Source organism: Occallatibacter sp. (assembly GCF_049582745.1).
GTDB lineage: Bacteria > Acidobacteriota > Terriglobia > Terriglobales > Acidobacteriaceae > Telmatobacter.
In genome coordinates this window covers 1-16066 of the sequence record NZ_JBAUUO010000107.1, presented here as the reverse complement: position 1 = coordinate 16066, position 16066 = coordinate 1, and the positions used below count along the sequence as shown (strand labels likewise).

The window sequence follows — 16066 nt, the reverse complement described above, 5'->3', positions numbered from 1 at the left end:
AGGATCATCCCCCATGACCCTGCTTCCTTTTCTCCCGCATTCTCGCTACGTCCTTACGGCCATCGCAATCTTCTTCATCTCACTTACGTCTACCGCACATCTCGCTGCTCAAAATACACCGCCTGACACTCTCGTCCTCAGCAACGGAGATACCCTGCACGGAAAATTCGTGAGCGAAATTGGCGGCAAAGTCACGTTCCATTCCGATCCCCTCGGCGATGTCACCCTCGAATGGGGCAAAATCAAGGAACTGCATACCGCAGGCAGCTTCGCCGTGATCGACAAAAACGTGAAGATTCGCGGCAAGAAAAGCTCCCGCTCAATCCCCACCGGCACAATCGAAGTGACAAATCAGTCAGTCGCCCTGCACACCGACAGCGCCGCGGCTCCCGCGCCGATTCCCGTTGCCGATGCGGCATTCATTGTGGACAAGGCCACCCTCGATAAACAGCTCTTCCACTCTCCCGGCTTCCTCTCCGGCTGGAATGGCGCTGCCACTGCCGGTGCTGCCATCGTTACGGCAACCCAGAATCAGTACACCTTCTCCGGCGGCGTAGGCATGGTGCGCGTGGTGCCCACCGCGAGTTGGCTCAACCCGCGCGATCGCACGTCCTTCGATTTCACCGGCTCCTACGGAAAAATCACGCAACCGTCCTTCACAATTCCCGCAACGGGAACCACGCCTCCTGTCTTCGTCGCTGCGATCGTCACCAAGTCCGCCCTTTACCACGCCGACGCAGAACGCGATGAATACTTCTCGCCGCGCTTCTTCGCCCTCGGGCAAACGGCCTTCGATCACAACTTCGCCCAGGACCTCGACCTGCAGCAGATCTACGGCGGCGGTATCGGATGGACCGCGCTCAAGACTCCCAAACAGGAAGCCGACCTCAAAGCAACGATCCAATACGAGAAGCAGCAATTTATCACCGGCTCGACGACGAACGAGAATCTCATCGGGTCGACGATCTCGCTGTCCTACGTTCTTCATCGCAAGCTCGTGACCTATACGCAAGGACTCGCTTTCATCCCTGCGTTCAATCATCCGCACGCCTATTCCGCGGATGAAACCAATACGCTCGCGTTTCCGGCGTACAAGAATCTGAGTTTCTCTCTCGGAACGCTGGACAGCTATCTCAACGACACACCGTCGTCGGAACCGCCCACCAAACACAATTCCTTCCAGTTCACCATGGGCATTACCTACGCGATCAAATCGAAGTATTAGAACCGGAAACAGCCTCTCGCCCCCTTCATCCGGGTTTTCTCGAGTCCCGCCCCCCGGCGGGACTCACCTTTTGGATCGACCGCAAGCGCTGCCGCCGTGATGAGACATGCCTCCAGAAACATCCCGCCCCTGAAGCCTGTTCGCCCTCCGCAATAAAAATCGCCATGTTTTTCCCATAGTGAAACAACCAGGGTAACTTTGCGGAAAGTTACTAAATCTCCGCGGGTTTTCCATTGCTCATCACACGGCAATGTTGCAGTTTAGATACATAATTGGTGCGCGATTCGAAACTGGTTTTGCTTCAATTCATCCAGATCGGAGGAATTTTCGGTCCTCGCTCTTCCCCTTGGTTTCGAGACAGAGTTCGATACCACCAAAGTAGGCCTCACGCCTTTGGAGTTTAATGGGCCAGCAAAGCAGACTGTTCGGAACTTTAAGGAAGATGATGGTTGAGTCTAGTTCGGCAGCGAGTTCACCTGAATTCCCCGGTCGCGCATTCACGTTTGGAAATCTTCATCTCGATCCCGACGATACACTTGCGCGCGGCGACGAAATCATTCATCTTCCTCCCAAAGAATTGGCGGCTCTGAAGCTTCTGCTCGCTCACGCTGGTCAGATCCTGACTCATCAACAACTCAAGAATGCGCTCTGGGTCGGTGTACACGTCACCGACGACAGCGTGTCCAAATGCATGTCATCGCTCCGCGAATTGCTCGCGCCCGACGACTGCATTCAGACTGTGTATAAGCGCGGTTACCGGCTTTTCGCGGAAGTGCACAAGAGCGTGGCGAATGATGATGAAGAGAGACCGCGCCTGGTCATCATGCCGTTTTCGGCGGAGACGAATGTCGAGCCCTACCTCGGATCCTCAATCGCGGAAGAGACCATCGCGCTTCTCACGGGCGATCCCCTCTTACCGGTTCGCGTGCTTGCCAGAGATTCGGCCTTCTCCCTCGCCGCACGCGGAATGCACGCGCAGCAGGTGGGCGAAGCGCTCCGCGCCGATCTTGTGCTTACTGGAACTCTGCGCTCGCTGCCTTTGCATTTTCGACTCCGCGCCGAGATGATTCGCGTGGCCGACGGCACCCAGATCTGGGTTGAAGACATGCTTGTTCCGCAGTCAAGAGTTGCGGGCTTGGAATCGGAATTGGCTCATCGTCTCTTTGTTCGCCTTGGGTCCTGCGATCCGTTTCAATCCAAACCGCAGTCGCCCGCTTCCGGCAGTGAGCAGAACCCTGAACGCCGCGAAGCCTATAGGTTGTTCCTGCGCGGACACCACGAATGGCAGACTCTGCAACGCCACCGCATGCAGGACGGGATCCAGCATCTCTCGCGCGCGATCGAACACGATCCGTCGCTTTATGCAGCGCATGTTGATCTCGCAAATGCAAGCGTGATCCAGATCCTCTGCGGATTTACCGCCCCTGCACAGGCGTCCGAACAAGTACGGCTTGCTGCCGAGGCCATTCCACCCTACGCTGAAGGTGCAGAGGCGATCCTTCCACCGATGGGTTGGATGCGTTTTCACGTCGACCATGACTTAGCGGGCGCCGTCCGCGCTTTCTCGGCCAGCGCCCATCTTCCTCACGAGACCTCGATTACGCGCCTCCGTACAATGTTCGCTCTCAGTCGGCATCGCTTTTCTGAAGCCATCACCATGCTCAACGACGCGCTGCAGTCCGATCCATATTCACCCTGGCTGAACGCTCGCCTTGCTTGGGCCTTTCACCTGGCCGGCGAATCGGCCAGGAGCGTTGCGCAGGCGGAGCACGCGCTCGACCTTTTTCCTGATCACGAGAGCAGCAATATCTACGGCGCCATCATCCTTGCCTTCAACGGCAAGACCGATAACGCCATCGCTGTATCGGAGAATCTGGTCCGCCGATTGCCCTACTTCGATCCCGCTGCGGGCGTCTACGGCTACACGCTTGCTCAAGGCGGACGCCTCGACGAAGCTCGCGCCATTCTGGAACGGTTGCAGTGGCTGAGCCGTGAACGCTTTGTTTTGAGTTCTCTTACCGCGACAATCTGTGTTGCTTTGGGAGACACCGACGGCGCCCTTGCGGAACTGCAGACTGCCGCCGATTCGCGATGTCCCTGGTTCTTCCAGGCGCTTGCTGATCCTCGTCTCGCACCGTTGCAGGGCCATCCTCAATTCGCCAGAATGCGCGGGATTCTCGAGCAGATGGAGAATGCGGACGACATGAAGAGTGCCGGCGACCTTTAGTCCCCGGCCGATTCGGCAAACTCTCTCGAAGTAAACCGATAAACCTCGCCAATGATGGCCCTGACCTAGTAAATTTCTCCCGGCTGAACTTATCTCTTGCAAGGGCGGAATCTGGCGCACTCCAGTGCACTCATCGCCGGTTCTTCGTCGGCCGGCTTTGCCGGGAAATGAAACCGATCTTTTTTATAACACCGAGTGCAGTCAATGGAGAACGACCCATGCCGCTTCGTCGCTGGCTTTTCATTTCGCTTTTCACTTCCGCTGGTTTTGTCACCACCTCCGCCGCTCAGCAACCTGCCTACCTCAACGCAAATCTCTCGCCGCAAGAACGTGCGCACGACCTGGTGGGCCGCATGACGCTGGATGAAAAAGCCTCGCAGCTCGAAGACTGGGCGACCGCCATCCCAAGGCTGGGCATTCCCGACTACCAGACATGGAATGAAGCGCTGCACGGCGTCGCTCGCGCCGGATATGCCACCGTCTTTCCGCAGGCCATCGGCATGGCGGCCACATGGGATCCGCGCATGGTGCAGGGCATGGGCAACGTCATTTCCTCTGAAGCCCGCGCCAAGTACAACCAGGCCCAGCGCGAAGGCAACCACCGCATCTTTTACGGTTTGACCTTCTGGTCACCGAACATCAACATCTTTCGCGATCCGCGCTGGGGCCGCGGGCAGGAGACGTACGGCGAAGATCCTTACCTCACCGGCCGCATGGGCATCGCCTTCATCGGTGGCGTGCAAGGCAGCGATCTCGAGCATCTGCGCGCCGTCGCCACCAGCAAACACTTCGCCGTGCATAGCGGACCCGAACAATTGCGTCACGGCTTTAACGTCGATCCCAGCCCCCGCGACCTCGAAGAAACCTACCTCCCCGCCTTCCGCGCCACCGTCACCGAAGGCCATGTGCAATCCGTCATGTGCGCCTACAACTCGATCGACGACTGGCCGGCCTGCACCAACAAGATGCTGCTGAAAGATCACCTCCGCGATGCCTGGGGATTCAAGGGATTCGTTGTTTCCGACTGCGGCGCCATCGTCGACGTCTATCAGGGCCACAAAAAGACCACCGACATCGAACATGCGGCTGCGCTTTCTCTCCAGGGAGGCACCGACCTCTCCTGCAGTATGTGGACGCCCGGCTTCAACACCCTCGCCGACGCCGTGCGCAAGGGACTCGTAACCGAAGACCTGGTCACACAGGCCGCCGAGCGTCTCTATACCGCGCGCTTCCAACTCGGCATGTTCGATCCGCAAGGCTCTTCGCTCGATCGCATTCCCTTCTCCGCGGTCGCATCCGAGTCCAATCGTCAGACCTCGCTCAAAGCTGCTGAAGAAAGCATCGTCCTGCTCAAGAACAACGGCATTCTGCCGCTCAAGGTGCCGGAAAGGATTGCCGTCATTGGTCCCGCGGCCGATTTGCTGCCATCCATTCTAGGCAACTACGTCGGCACGCCTCTTCATCCCGTTACTCCACTCGACGGCATGATGAATCGGTTCAAGAGCACGCCCATCCTCTACGCACAGGGCTCCACGCTTGCCGAGGGCTTTGCTGTGCCCGTTCCGCGTACGGCATTCGGGCTGAACAAAGGCCTGAAGACGGAATTCTTTGCCACGCCGGATTGGACCGGCCGCCCCGTCGCGACGGAAACCGAACACCTGATCCAGGCCGACTGGGAAAATGCCAAGCCGAACCCGGAGGTCGATACGCACAACTACTCCGTACGCTGGAGCGGATCGATCGCCGCGCCCGCATCCGGCCACTACGTTTTCTCGATCGAACCCGGCGACGCATTCCCGTACACCCCCGACGAGACATATCGCTTCATTCTCGATGGCAAGATCCTCGGTGAAGGAAAACTGCGCCAGGGCCGCGATCTCTCGCAGATGGGACACTTCAAGTCCGCTCCCGGAGCCTCACCCACCGCGCCGCCCGAACAGTTGAATGTCAAAGTCCCGCAGATTCCAGTCGACTTCACCGACACCAAGGAGCACGAATTCAAGCTCGAATACTCCCACTCCGCCGACCGGTCCGGCGGCGGCATCACGCTCAAGTGGCAAGCTCCTGCCCATGCGCAGCTCGATGAAGCTGTCGCCCGCGCCAAAGAAGCAAGTGTCGTGGTCGCTTTCGTCGGCCTCTCTCCGCAGCTCGAAGGCGAAGAGATGCCCATCAAGATTCCCGGCTTCAGCGGCGGCGACCGTACCAGCCTCGATCTGCCGGAACCGCAGGAGAAATTGCTCCAGGCCCTCGCCGCCACTGGCAAGCCGCTCGTCGTTGTGCTGCAGAGCGGCAGTGCCGTCGCCCTCAACTGGGCCAACGAGCATGCCGCCGCAGTGCTTGAGGCGTGGTATCCCGGCGTCGAAGGCGGAGACGCGATCGCCCGCACCCTCGCCGGACTCAACAACCCCGCCGGCCGTTTGCCCGTGACCTTCTACAAATCGCTCGATGGCTTGCCGGCGTTTACTGACTACTCGCTGAAACGCCGTACCTACCGTTACTTCACCGGCAAACCGCTCTGGGGATTCGGCTACGGCCTCAGTTACTCCAAATTCACCTATGGGCCGATCAAGCTTTCTGCTTCCACGCTCAAGGCCCCCGAAGCGCTAAATGCCCCGATCACCGCCACCGTCACCGTCACCAACAGCGGAACCATGACTGGCGATGAAGTTGTCGAAGCCTATCTGAAGACACCGCAGGAAGGTGGTCCGATCCATTCTCTTGTCGGCTTTGCTCGCGTCACCATCGGTCCCGGCGCCAGCAAGGAAGTCACGCTCAAGATCGATCCGCGCTCGCTCTCCAGCGTCGACGACCAGGGCAACCGCTCCATCCTCGCAGGCAGATACATCCTCACCCTCGGCGGCGCACAGCCCGAAGAAGCCGAAGCAAAATCCGAAGCAGCATTCACAGTGGCAGGAACGGCCCCGCTGCCGAAATAACGGCAACACAGATGCGGGCGGACTTTGGATGTCTGCCCGTACCCTTCCTTACTCTGTGATTACACGGTTCGCCCACTCTACCAGGGAGACAAAGATCGGGGGGCTGCCAAACTTTGCTCCCCATTGATCCAGATCTGTCTGCACAACACTGCGGGCGCGACAGCAGGCTCCGCACGCGTAGATCTGGACCTTCCGGTCGGCCACTTTTTTGAGAGTGCCTTCGAGGGGCGGCCATCCAACTGGCACCACAGCGGCGGCAACAGAAGATCGCATCAGCGAGACCGCTTCGCCGAGCAGAAATATTTGGACCGTATGCCCTGCCTCTGAGAGTGCCAGACCATGAAGGAAAGGAAATGCAGCCTTGGTGGGATCATCCGATCCCCAGGCGCTCTTCATCATGATGTTTAACTGTTTGTGACCACTGCTTTGCCCCCAACTCGAAGCAACACCAACGAAGGGAAGCACAAACATCTGACGCAGAAACGAACGACGTGCCATATTGACCCCCACATTGCGGAGCCGAAGTATAGCACTCCTGCCAATTCCCACACGTGAATTCGCGGTGCGCCACGGATTATCAACATCAACTCAGAGGCACAATCAACTTGCGGGCACACGAAGGGCGCGGCAATTGCGATATGGAGATGTGGGAGCAGGTGCCGTTGCCTATTGCAGTTGCCTGCTTGGCTCTTCTCCGTGGTCTGTTGACGGGCCGAACAGGCGCGTTGGACCTTCCTCCCCGCGGTCTGCGGGGGTTCCAAACAGGCCCATCTGCCTGAAGATCGCGCAAATCCAGGACCAGAGCAGCAGCACCAGCCCCAGCGCGGTAAGCGCGGGTCCACCGAGAGCGGCGGGACCATAGGTCGCGAGATTGATTTTCAAAGCCGCCCCCGACAGCGGGTAGGCTGCATTCAAACCAACATTCCCAGTGCAATAGAAAAATGTCAGTCCGAGACCGGCTGCCATTAAGAGAACGGAGAGGATCAAGGGTCGGTCAGGCCTCATTTGAGTCACCTCACTGAGTGTTTCGAGACCGAAAGTTTGATCGAGGATGTACACGTTCGCAAGTGACACGTTCGGCTCGATTTCCGGGTGCCCGGCATCGCACGATTCGCCCTCTTGGCGCTCAATCACCCTTTTCAGTCGAAGTCCAGCGCGTGACCGCGCCAAACCCATTTGCACGAACTTCGGTGCAGGGCTCCGTCGATGGCACCGGTGACCACGCGCCCGAAGCGGATCGAGCAGCTAGGCAAGGATTGCGGAATCGAACTCCGCATAATTGTCCAGGTGATTCTTGATGATCTTGTAGCACTCGCACGAAGTCGCGGCAAGGCCAGGAACATCCAGAATGTGGATCTTACCCCGCGAGTATTCAATGAGTCCTTTTCGCTTGAGAATTCCGGCGGTGATGGTAACCGTTGGACGGCCCGCTCCTAACATATCCGCGAGAAACTCATGCGACATCTTGAACGAGTTCGAGTGCGCGCGGTCGGCGCAGATTAGAAGCCACCGCGCGAGCCTCTGCTCAAAGTTGTGCTTTGCATTGCATCCGGCAGACTGCATCGCCTGAACGAGTTGTGCCTGAACATAGTGCAATACCAGATCTTGGAAAAGACCGCCCAGCCGGAACTCAGTTCTTGCGGCTTCAAGAGAGGTTGAGTAGCCATGGCCCGCAATCTGCGTGTAGACGCGGTTCAGACTCCTCTTTGTACCCATGAGAGCGGATATGCCAATAACGGACTCGAATCCGAACATCCCAACCTCGACCTGATCTCCATCTTTGAAGGTCGCGGTCATCGACGCCATCCCCTCTTCCAGAAAATAGACCTGATCGATCGGACGCCCAGGGAACTCGATTTCGTGCATCACCTCAAACTCAACAGGCTTCAACGCCAGACGTCGGATTGTGTCCGCATCTAAGGCATTCAAGAGACTGTTCTTGAATTTGTTCGCGTGCAAGTCGTCCCCAATCTTGGCACCCCGCCGGTGGCTTTAGATGCCTGCTCCAACATGTAAGTCGTATGTCAGAAGCAGTCGCAGTTCCAAGGTCTAAAGCTTAGCACCGGCACGGTAGTTTGGGCTGATTAGCCTCGGGAGCATTTCTAAGGGATAACCGACATTGTGCCCGGCCCCGTACAGCCGCCCTCAAAATCCTCGGACATCGCGATCTCTCGCCGACATCGTAATCCAAAATCCCGAACATCGACCGCCCCGAGTGACCAATATCACACGATTCACCCCCTCCCAGGTTCAATAATTCTTTTCAGGATGACGCGGCACGCCTTTCCGCGTACCGTTGTAGGCGTCCTACCCCACGCATCGACCTGGAGGCAAATTGCTCCTCGGCATTCTCAAGGAAACCGCTCTCGGCGAGACCCGTGTCTCTCTTCTTCCCGAGAGCCTGAAATCACTCATCGCCCAGGGCATTACGGTCGTCGTTGAATCCGGTGCGGGCAAGGCGTCAGGAGCGAGCGACGCGGCCTACACAGCCGTGGGCGCCACCGTCACCGGCGACCGCCCCTACCTTCTCGGCGAGGCCGATCTGATTCCGGTGGTCAACGCGCCCGGTGCCTCTGACCAGGCGTTGCTCACATCCGGCGCCGTCGTCATCGGATTTCTGCGTCCGCTCGACGCTCCCTCGGCGCTGGCAACAGCCATCGCCCTGCACGTGACCTTGTTCAGCATGGAACTGGTGCCGCGCATCAGCCGCGCCCAGTCGATGGACGCGCTCTCTTCGATGGCCACCGTTGCCGGGTACAAAGCCGTTATCAATGCTGCCGGAATCCTGCCGCGCCTCTTCCCCATGCTGATGACGGCCGCCGGAACCATTCCGCCCGCACGCATTTTCGTGATCGGCGCCGGTGTGGCAGGCCTGCAAGCCATTGCCACCGCCCGCCGCCTTGGCGCCGTCGTTGAAGCCTACGACGTGCGCGCAGCCGCCGGAGAGCAGGTCCGCTCGCTAGGTGCCAAGTTTCTCGACGTTGATCTCGGCGGCACCAACACCGAGGGCGGCGGAGGCTATGCCGCCGAACTCAGCGAAGAAGCCCTCGACCGGGGCCGCGATCTAATCGTGCGCACGGCTGCCCATTCCGATGTTGTCATCACCACAGCACAGGTCCCGGGTCGCCCCGCGCCGCGGCTCATTCGACGTGAGGCCATCGAAGCCATGCGACCGGGCTCGGTGCTGGTCGATCTCGCCGCGCCCGCGGGAGGGAATTGCGAACTGACGATTCCAGGCCTGACACAGACCATCGGCAGCGTCACCCTGATGGCGCCGATAAACATTGCGGCGGAGTGTCCGGTCGACGCCAGTGCCCTCTATGCACGCAATATCCTCAACTTTCTTTCCCTGATCGTGAAGAAGGGCGAACTCGGCATCGACCTGGGTGATGAAGTCCTGGCCGGAGCCTGTGTCGCCCACAAAGGCAGTCCCGTAAATCCGCGCGTCGTCAAGCTGCTCGAAACAACAAGTGCCGCCAGTTAATTGAAAACACTGGGTGCCCATGTGTCGCTTTTTGAAACTTGGGATGCAAGTCTCCACCAACTCGCCAACTCGCTAACCGGTGCGAAGCACCAGCTAACTTGCTAACCGGCCAAACGGTGCAAAGTGCCGCCACACAACCCTGACGCCGCTGCTCTTCTGGAACAACCATGACTCCCGCTGTTCTTATCGCTTCGGTTTACGTATTCGCCCTGGCCGCTTTCCTGGGCTATCAGGTCATCAGCCGCGTGCCACCTCTGCTGCATACGCCGCTGATGTCGGCCACCAACGCCATCTCGGGCATCTCGCTGATCGGTTCGATCGTGCTGGCCGGAGCCGCGCACTATCCACTGTTTGCGCACATCCTCGGATTCGTTGCCGTTACCACCGCCACCATCAATGTGGTCGGCGGATTCGGCATCACCGACCGCATGCTCAAGATGTTCAACAAGCGCAAGGAAACCAAGCCTGCGGAAAAGGCGGTGGCCAAATGACCCTGTCCACCTACTTCATGGAAGCCACGTACCTCGTCGCCTCCATCCTCTTCGTCTTCGCGCTCAAGGGCATGTCGCACCCAGAAACAGCGCGACGCGGCATGTTCCTCGCGGAAGGCGGAATGCTCGCCGCCATCCTCGGCACCCTCATCGGCGCGCACATCGTTACCTGGGTCTGGATCATCGCGGGTCTCTCCATCGGATCCATCATCGGCGCATGGATGGCCATCTGGGTTCCGATGACCGCCATGCCGCAGCGAACCGCGCTCTCCCACGCCTTCGGAGCGCTGGCCGCGGCCCTCGTCGGCGTTGGCGAATTCCTTGTCCACGCCGGCGAAATGCACCCCGTCACCCGCACCGCCCTTGGCTTTGAAGTGATGCTGGGCGCCTTGACGACAACCGGCTCTCTCATCGCTGCCGGAAAGCTGCAGGGCGTCATCCACGGCAAGCCGGTCCAGTTCAAGGGCCAGAACGTCGTCAATGCCCTCATCTTCCTCGTGATGACGACGTGTTTTTTCATCTTCATCGCGCACCCTGAAAAGACGGCTGTCTTCTACATCATGCTTGGGCTGGCCTTCGTATTCGGCGTCATGCTCGTCATCCCCATCGGCTCGGCGGACATGCCAGTCGTGATGTCGCTGCTGAACTCCTACGCCGGCCTCGCCGCCGCGGCCACGGGCTTCGTCCTCGGCAACAACGTGCTCATCATCGCCGGCACGCTCGACGGATTCTCAGGGTTTATTCTTTCGGTTCTGATGTGCAAGGCTATGAACCGCTCCATCACCAACGTTCTCTTCGGCGGATTCGGCGCCGTGATCGCCGAAGCCACCACCGACGCCGGCGGAGTAATGCGCGAAATCTCCCTCGACGATGCCGCCATGCAACTGGCCTTCGCCAGCCGCGTGATCTTTGTGCCCGGCTACGGACTTGCGACTGCCCAGGCCCAGCACGCCGTGCGCGAACTCGCCGAACTCCTTGAAGAACGCGGCGTCACCGTCAAGTACGCCATCCATCCCGTTGCCGGACGCATGCCCGGACACATGAATGTCCTCCTTGCCGAAGCCAACGTGCCCTATTCATCGCTGTACGAGATGGAGCAGATCAATCCCGAATTCCCAACCACGGACGTAGCCGTCGTCATCGGCGCCAACGACGTCGTCAATCCCGATGCGCGCGACAATCCCAAGTCCCTCATTGCCGGCATGCCTATCCTCGAAGTTGATCGCGCCAAAAGTGTGATCGTGCTCAAGCGCGGACAGGGCCGCGGATTCTCCGGGCTGGAGAATCCGCTCTTCTTCAAATCCTGCACGTCCATGCTCTACGGCGACGCCAAATCCAGCCTCACCCACCTCGCCCAGGCCGTCCAGCATGTGTAAATGCAGGGAATAGGGATTAGGGAAATATTGCCGAAAAAGTAACGCCCGGATGGACACGCCCGGATGGACCACAACTCTCTCGGAGTCCATCATTTGGAGTCATTCCTTTTCCTTTGGACTGCAAAGTAAATCCAGCATCCCACGATAGAGCCGACGACGCCGGAAAGGAAATGAAGAACCTCATGCGAATACATATGTTGCCACCTCAATTCGAGCCAAATGCGCCACAGATGATGCGCCTGAAGAAACTGAACGAGTGGAAATGGCGTTGGCGCGCGCCACAATTCGTCGATCAGACTCAGAGCGCCAAGGAGCGCGAGGACGACGATCAATGCGTCCGGGAAAATGCGTACTCTCATGTTGAGCCTTCAGAGATTTTAGGCTGACTTGTCGTCCCCGGCACAGCCCCGGGGACTTTCGTTCCGACCGGCTTCCGAAGCCAACAAGCGCAAAAGCGTGAGTCGATGTTCGCATCCGGGGTGTATCACCATCTAACCGGAAGTTCTCTTTTCGTTAACATCCCCTGCAAGCCTTCGGCCTGGATGTGCTCGATCCCCGGACTTCCTCATCCCATGCTTCAAAATAAATCGGCGGCAGAAGGATCGCCCTCTGCCGCCACCGGTATTAACTAAAACCGCATTTGCTCTCTGCTTACACTTCAAATGACGGAAAATCTCCGCTACTGGTTTACACTCGGCGCGGAAGAATCTCCACCGGGGCCCCCATCGTCCAGCATGCCCTGTGGCCCGGGAGGCGGCGGAGGCGCAGCTTTATCATTTCCGTCTCCGGGGCTACGATCGTTTCTGCCCCTGGGACCACGATCGCCATTTCTCCAATCCCGGCGTATCTCCGGCCGGTTCTGGCGGAATTCCTGAACCTGCTTCCATTGTTCCGGCGTCAGCTTGGCGCGCAACTCAAAAAGGAAGCGGGCATTCGCCTTTTCCAGCTCAGCCCGCGCCTGCGCCACCTTGTCGATCTGCGCCAGCACCGCCTGCTCATTCGGCTGATCCGCCTTCACCAGCGGCTCCATCTCAATCTCCGCCTTCTCCACGTTTCCGCGCAGGTCGACAAGCTTTTCGCGATGCTGCTGGAAAATCGCGTCCATCGCCTTGCGCTGATCGTCGGTGAGTTTCAGCTTCTCGGCGACCTTGGGATTGTTCCACCACTGTCCATGTTCGCCGCGCATCGCCCTTTCCATGGGAGGCCGATGGTCCCCAAATCCCGGACCACCCGGTCCCATACCACCCGGTCCCATTCCGCCCGGGCCACCCGGTCCCTGTGCCACCGCCACGCCGGCGGCAAAAGTTGCCGCAATCACAATTCCCAACCGTACTGCCATTTGAAGTTTCATGTCTTTCTCCTTCGTTGAATTTCCGCAAATCATTAATTCTTTCAATTGCCTCGGCTATCGTCCGTCATCAACGATGCCATCGGCTCCAGCGCGCTCGGAACTTCCCGCGCAATGTCGCTATCCACATTCGCCATCAGGTCATCGTCCTGGATCTTCACCTTGGTCGCGGCCAGCTCACGCTGCTGCTCGGCGATGCGTGCCGCCTCCACCTTCGCAGCTTCCTGCTGCCGGTAATTCTGGTACACCCCGCCTGAAACCGTCCCCGCAAACACCACGCACCCCAGCGCCCACTTGGTTATCGCGCTCCAGTTCGCCCTTGCCGGCGCCTTAGCTTCGCGCGGACGGCTCGTCATCGCATCGCTCCACGCATCCACACTCGCTTTGAAATTGCCCAGCGCTTCGCGCAGTTCCGGCTCCAGCGTTTCCAGTTTTTCCAGCTCTCCGGCCGTCTTTCCGTGTTCGTCATTGAATTTCATACCGAATCCTCTGTCCCTAGTCCCTATGTCCCTAGTCCCTATGTCCCTACGTCCTTTAGTCCCTACCAAATTCCTTCCGCACCCGCGCCAGCGCCCGCGACAGATGTGCCTTTACCGTTCCCTCACCCATGCCGGTCATGGCCGCGATCTCTTTCAACTCCATCTCATCCACAAAGCGGAGCAGAAACACAGTTCGCTGCCGCTCGCTCAGATTCTCCACCGAGCGCCACACCTGTCCCACCTGCTCCCGCGCCAGCATCCGCTGCTCCACGGTGCGCTCGCCGCTGGGCAGCCAGTCGCTGGCTTCGTCCAGATCCACCGCATTGGTCCGCGTATGCCGCCAGAACTGCATCCGCCGGTTTCGCCAGTGGTCCTTCTGCAGGTTGATCGCAATCCGCATCAACCAGGTCAGCGCGCTCGATTCGCCCCTGAAATTCGACCAGTTCCGGTGCGCCTTCAAAAAACAGTCTTGCGTCAGCGTCTCGGCCAGGTCCACATCCCGCGTCGATGCCAGCAGAAATCGAAAAATCTGCGGCCTGTGGCTGCTCACCACACCGTCAAACTCCTGCGCGGCAATCTCTTCCGCCGTAGCCTTGCTCATTGGTTCCAATGCTGTGCAGGCTGCCATCACTTGGGTAGACGCCCCATTGAGTCCCAGGTTTACAGCCGCCCTGCCATTTGTGGAATTAGGTACCTGTTGCTCTCTCATTCTGACGAGTCGCCCCACAGGAAAGCCGCTCAAACCCCTTCCCCTCCGCATTCCTGCAGGGGTGACCGACAGCGAATCCCCGTTACGCCAACAACAAACCTGATCCATCCCCGCGCTGGAGATAGAATTCGATCCGTTCCTCCGGCATCCCCTCAACCCTAGAAGTTCCCCATAGACAAGAGCCGGGTGCCCGCCCCAGACCCTGCCCTCCGCAAACTCGAAACGGATCGCTTTTGGCGCTGGGAAAGCACCGATCTTAATCGTCTTCTTCGCTGAGAATCTGATTTGGAAAAAAGCGAGGCAAACATGGTCAGCAGATCAATCAAAACCTGCGTCGCCGTCTTCGTCCTGGCGTTGTCGTCCCTCGCGGCAGAAGCCCAGCAGCCTGCCCCGGACTTGGTTCTGCTCAACGGAAAGATCTTTACCAGCATCGCCGCGCAACCCTACGTGCAGGCTATCGCGATCCGCGGAGACCGAATCACGGCGACCGGAGACTCGGCGAAAATCAAATCTCTTGTCGGACCCCATACGAAGCAAATCGACCTCGGCGGCCGCACCGTAATTCCAGGAATCAACGACGCGCACAACCACCTCGAAATCGCTCCTCCCCATCACATTGACCTGGAACTTACGAGTCCGGATCCGGCCTGGCCTGAAATGAAGGCTGCGATTGCCGCAGCCGCGCTGAAGGCGCCGCAAGGAACGTTCATCTTCGGCGAAATGGCCTGGAAGATATTCCGCGATCCTTCTGTAAATCGGAACACCCTCGACCAGGTGGCTCCCGACAACCCGGTTATTCTTCAAACTCTGTCGAACCACGCTTGGATAATAAACAGTGCAGCGCTGGCGCGAGCTGGACTTCGAGATGGTCAGCCGGACCCGGATGGAGGACGGTACGAAAAGTCCCCGGACGGCAAACTCACCGGCGTCATCCGCGAGTACGCCGTATTCGATATTGAGCGCACCTTTGCCAACCAGATCAGCGAGGCCGACGCTCTTGCGGAGTTGCGCAAAACCCTTTCTGCGGCCGCCAAATGGGGCATCACGACCATCCAGGACATGTCGAATTCCATGCCCCCCGATCGAGCCGTCGCGCTCCTTGAGAAAATGCCCACTCCCATTCGCGTTCGCGTCATGCGAATGCCGGTGACAACTCCCGCCGGCCGCGACATACAGGAAGGCAGGCCTGCGCCACACAGCTCGAATCCCCTCATCACCGTCAGTGGCACCAAGTGGATGCTCGATGGAACTCCGCTTGAAGGAACGTTTGCACCCCGCAACGATCCTGCAACTGTGGAATATTTCGTTCTACACGAGCAGTTGACGTTCCCCAAAACAGAGCTCGCCGCCATGTTGCGCGAGTCGTTACACGACCACGATCAACTGCTCCTTCACGTATCGTCATACCCGCCTGCTGCGGCGATGCTCAACGCGATGCAATCCGCGGGCGGAGCGCAGGTTTGGGCCAAACAGCGAGTCCGCTTCGAGCACGGCGACGGCCTCATACCGGATTTGATTCCACAGGTGAAGAAAATGGGGATCGTCGTGGTGCAGAATCCAACCCATCTGGCCCTTGCAAATTTCAATCCTGGTCTGCGCAACGTTTTTCAAAAGACAAAGACCCAGCCGCTTCGTTCCTTGCTGGTCGCAGGCATTCCAGTCGCTCTAGGTGTGTGTCGGGCATAGATTCGTGACGGAGCCTATAGCGTAGGGAGCCGGTTCTGTTTTATGTTCGAGCCATGGGCCAGAACTTCATACCTGACACGGTCAACCAGACGCTTCTGTTTCCCC

The 16066-nt window shown here is 58.8% G+C and carries 14 protein-coding genes; 8 read left to right on the top strand and 6 right to left on the bottom strand.

Going from position 1 to position 16066, the window contains the following annotated elements; genetic code table 11:
* Window positions 1–13 precede the first annotated feature (13 nt).
* The 3 genes from WCA10_RS16260 (at window position 14) to WCA10_RS16250 (ending at window position 6388) form a co-directional block, all read left to right on the top strand.
* Complete coding sequence (locus WCA10_RS16260; RefSeq protein WP_472823564.1) at window positions 14–1225, top strand: DUF481 domain-containing protein; 1212 nt, start codon at window positions 14–16, stop codon at window positions 1223–1225.
* A gap of 442 nt (window positions 1226–1667) precedes the next feature.
* Complete coding sequence (locus WCA10_RS16255; protein WP_472823563.1) at window positions 1668–3452, top strand: winged helix-turn-helix domain-containing protein; 1785 nt, start codon at window positions 1668–1670, stop codon at window positions 3450–3452.
* A gap of 218 nt (window positions 3453–3670) precedes the next feature.
* Window positions 3671–6388: a glycoside hydrolase family 3 C-terminal domain-containing protein gene (locus tag WCA10_RS16250; protein WP_472823562.1), complete on the top strand. Its 2718-nt coding sequence runs from the start codon at window positions 3671–3673 to the stop codon at window positions 6386–6388.
* Window positions 6389–6436: 48 nt separating this feature from the next.
* On the opposite strand, the gene WCA10_RS16245 is transcribed toward WCA10_RS16250, so the two are convergent.
* The 3 genes from WCA10_RS16245 to WCA10_RS16235 all read right to left on the bottom strand — a co-directional run bounded on the left by WCA10_RS16245 (window position 6437) and on the right by WCA10_RS16235 (window position 8317).
* Window positions 6437–6886: a DsrE family protein gene (locus WCA10_RS16245; protein WP_472823561.1), complete on the bottom strand. Its 450-nt coding sequence runs from the start codon at window positions 6884–6886 to the stop codon at window positions 6437–6439.
* Between the two features lie 168 nt (window positions 6887–7054).
* On the bottom strand, window positions 7055–7393 hold the full coding sequence (locus WCA10_RS16240) for a hypothetical protein (RefSeq protein WP_472823560.1): 339 nt from the start codon (window positions 7391–7393) through the stop codon (window positions 7055–7057).
* Between the two features lie 240 nt (window positions 7394–7633).
* Complete coding sequence (locus WCA10_RS16235) at window positions 7634–8317, bottom strand: Crp/Fnr family transcriptional regulator (RefSeq protein WP_472823559.1); 684 nt, start codon at window positions 8315–8317, stop codon at window positions 7634–7636.
* Window positions 8318–8723: 406 nt separating this feature from the next.
* On the opposite strand from WCA10_RS16235, the gene WCA10_RS16230 reads away from it, so the two are divergent.
* From WCA10_RS16230 to WCA10_RS16215, 4 genes are all read left to right on the top strand, one after another.
* Complete coding sequence (locus WCA10_RS16230) at window positions 8724–9872, top strand: NAD(P) transhydrogenase subunit alpha (RefSeq protein WP_472823558.1); 1149 nt, start codon at window positions 8724–8726, stop codon at window positions 9870–9872.
* Between the two features lie 167 nt (window positions 9873–10039).
* The gene (locus WCA10_RS16225; protein ID WP_472823557.1) at window positions 10040–10363 is read left to right on the top strand and encodes an NAD(P) transhydrogenase subunit alpha part 2; all 324 of its coding nucleotides are present in this window, start codon (window positions 10040–10042) and stop codon (window positions 10361–10363) included.
* Window positions 10360–11739 carry an NAD(P)(+) transhydrogenase (Re/Si-specific) subunit beta gene (locus tag WCA10_RS16220; RefSeq protein ID WP_472823556.1) on the top strand — a complete coding sequence of 460 codons (1380 nt, stop codon included), beginning with the start codon at window positions 10360–10362 and terminating at the stop codon, window positions 11737–11739. The genes WCA10_RS16225 and WCA10_RS16220 overlap by 4 nt, the downstream gene beginning before the upstream one ends.
* Window positions 11740–11909: 170 nt before the next feature.
* Window positions 11910–12125: a hypothetical protein gene (locus WCA10_RS16215; RefSeq protein WP_472823555.1), complete on the top strand. Its 216-nt coding sequence runs from the start codon at window positions 11910–11912 to the stop codon at window positions 12123–12125.
* A gap of 293 nt (window positions 12126–12418) precedes the next feature.
* Here the strand turns inward: WCA10_RS16215 and WCA10_RS16210 are convergent, their stop codons facing one another.
* Genes WCA10_RS16210 through WCA10_RS16200 form a run of 3 tightly spaced genes read right to left on the bottom strand, consistent with a single transcriptional unit; the run spans window position 12419 to window position 14167 of the window.
* Window positions 12419–13090: a Spy/CpxP family protein refolding chaperone gene (locus WCA10_RS16210; protein WP_472823554.1), complete on the bottom strand. Its 672-nt coding sequence runs from the start codon at window positions 13088–13090 to the stop codon at window positions 12419–12421.
* 41 nt (window positions 13091–13131) lie between these two features.
* Entirely contained in the window at window positions 13132–13566 is a 435-nt protein-coding gene (locus tag WCA10_RS16205; protein WP_472823553.1) for a hypothetical protein, read from the bottom strand.
* A 55-nt stretch (window positions 13567–13621) separates the two neighbouring features.
* Window positions 13622–14167 carry an RNA polymerase sigma factor gene (locus WCA10_RS16200; RefSeq protein ID WP_472823552.1) on the bottom strand — a complete coding sequence of 182 codons (546 nt, stop codon included), beginning with the start codon at window positions 14165–14167 and terminating at the stop codon, window positions 13622–13624.
* Window positions 14168–14581: 414 nt separating this feature from the next.
* Between WCA10_RS16200 and WCA10_RS16195 the strand changes: the two genes are divergently transcribed.
* Window positions 14582–15961, top strand: coding sequence for an amidohydrolase (locus WCA10_RS16195; RefSeq protein WP_472823551.1), 1380 nt, complete (start codon window positions 14582–14584; stop codon window positions 15959–15961).
* Window positions 15962–16066: the final 105 nt, after the last annotated feature.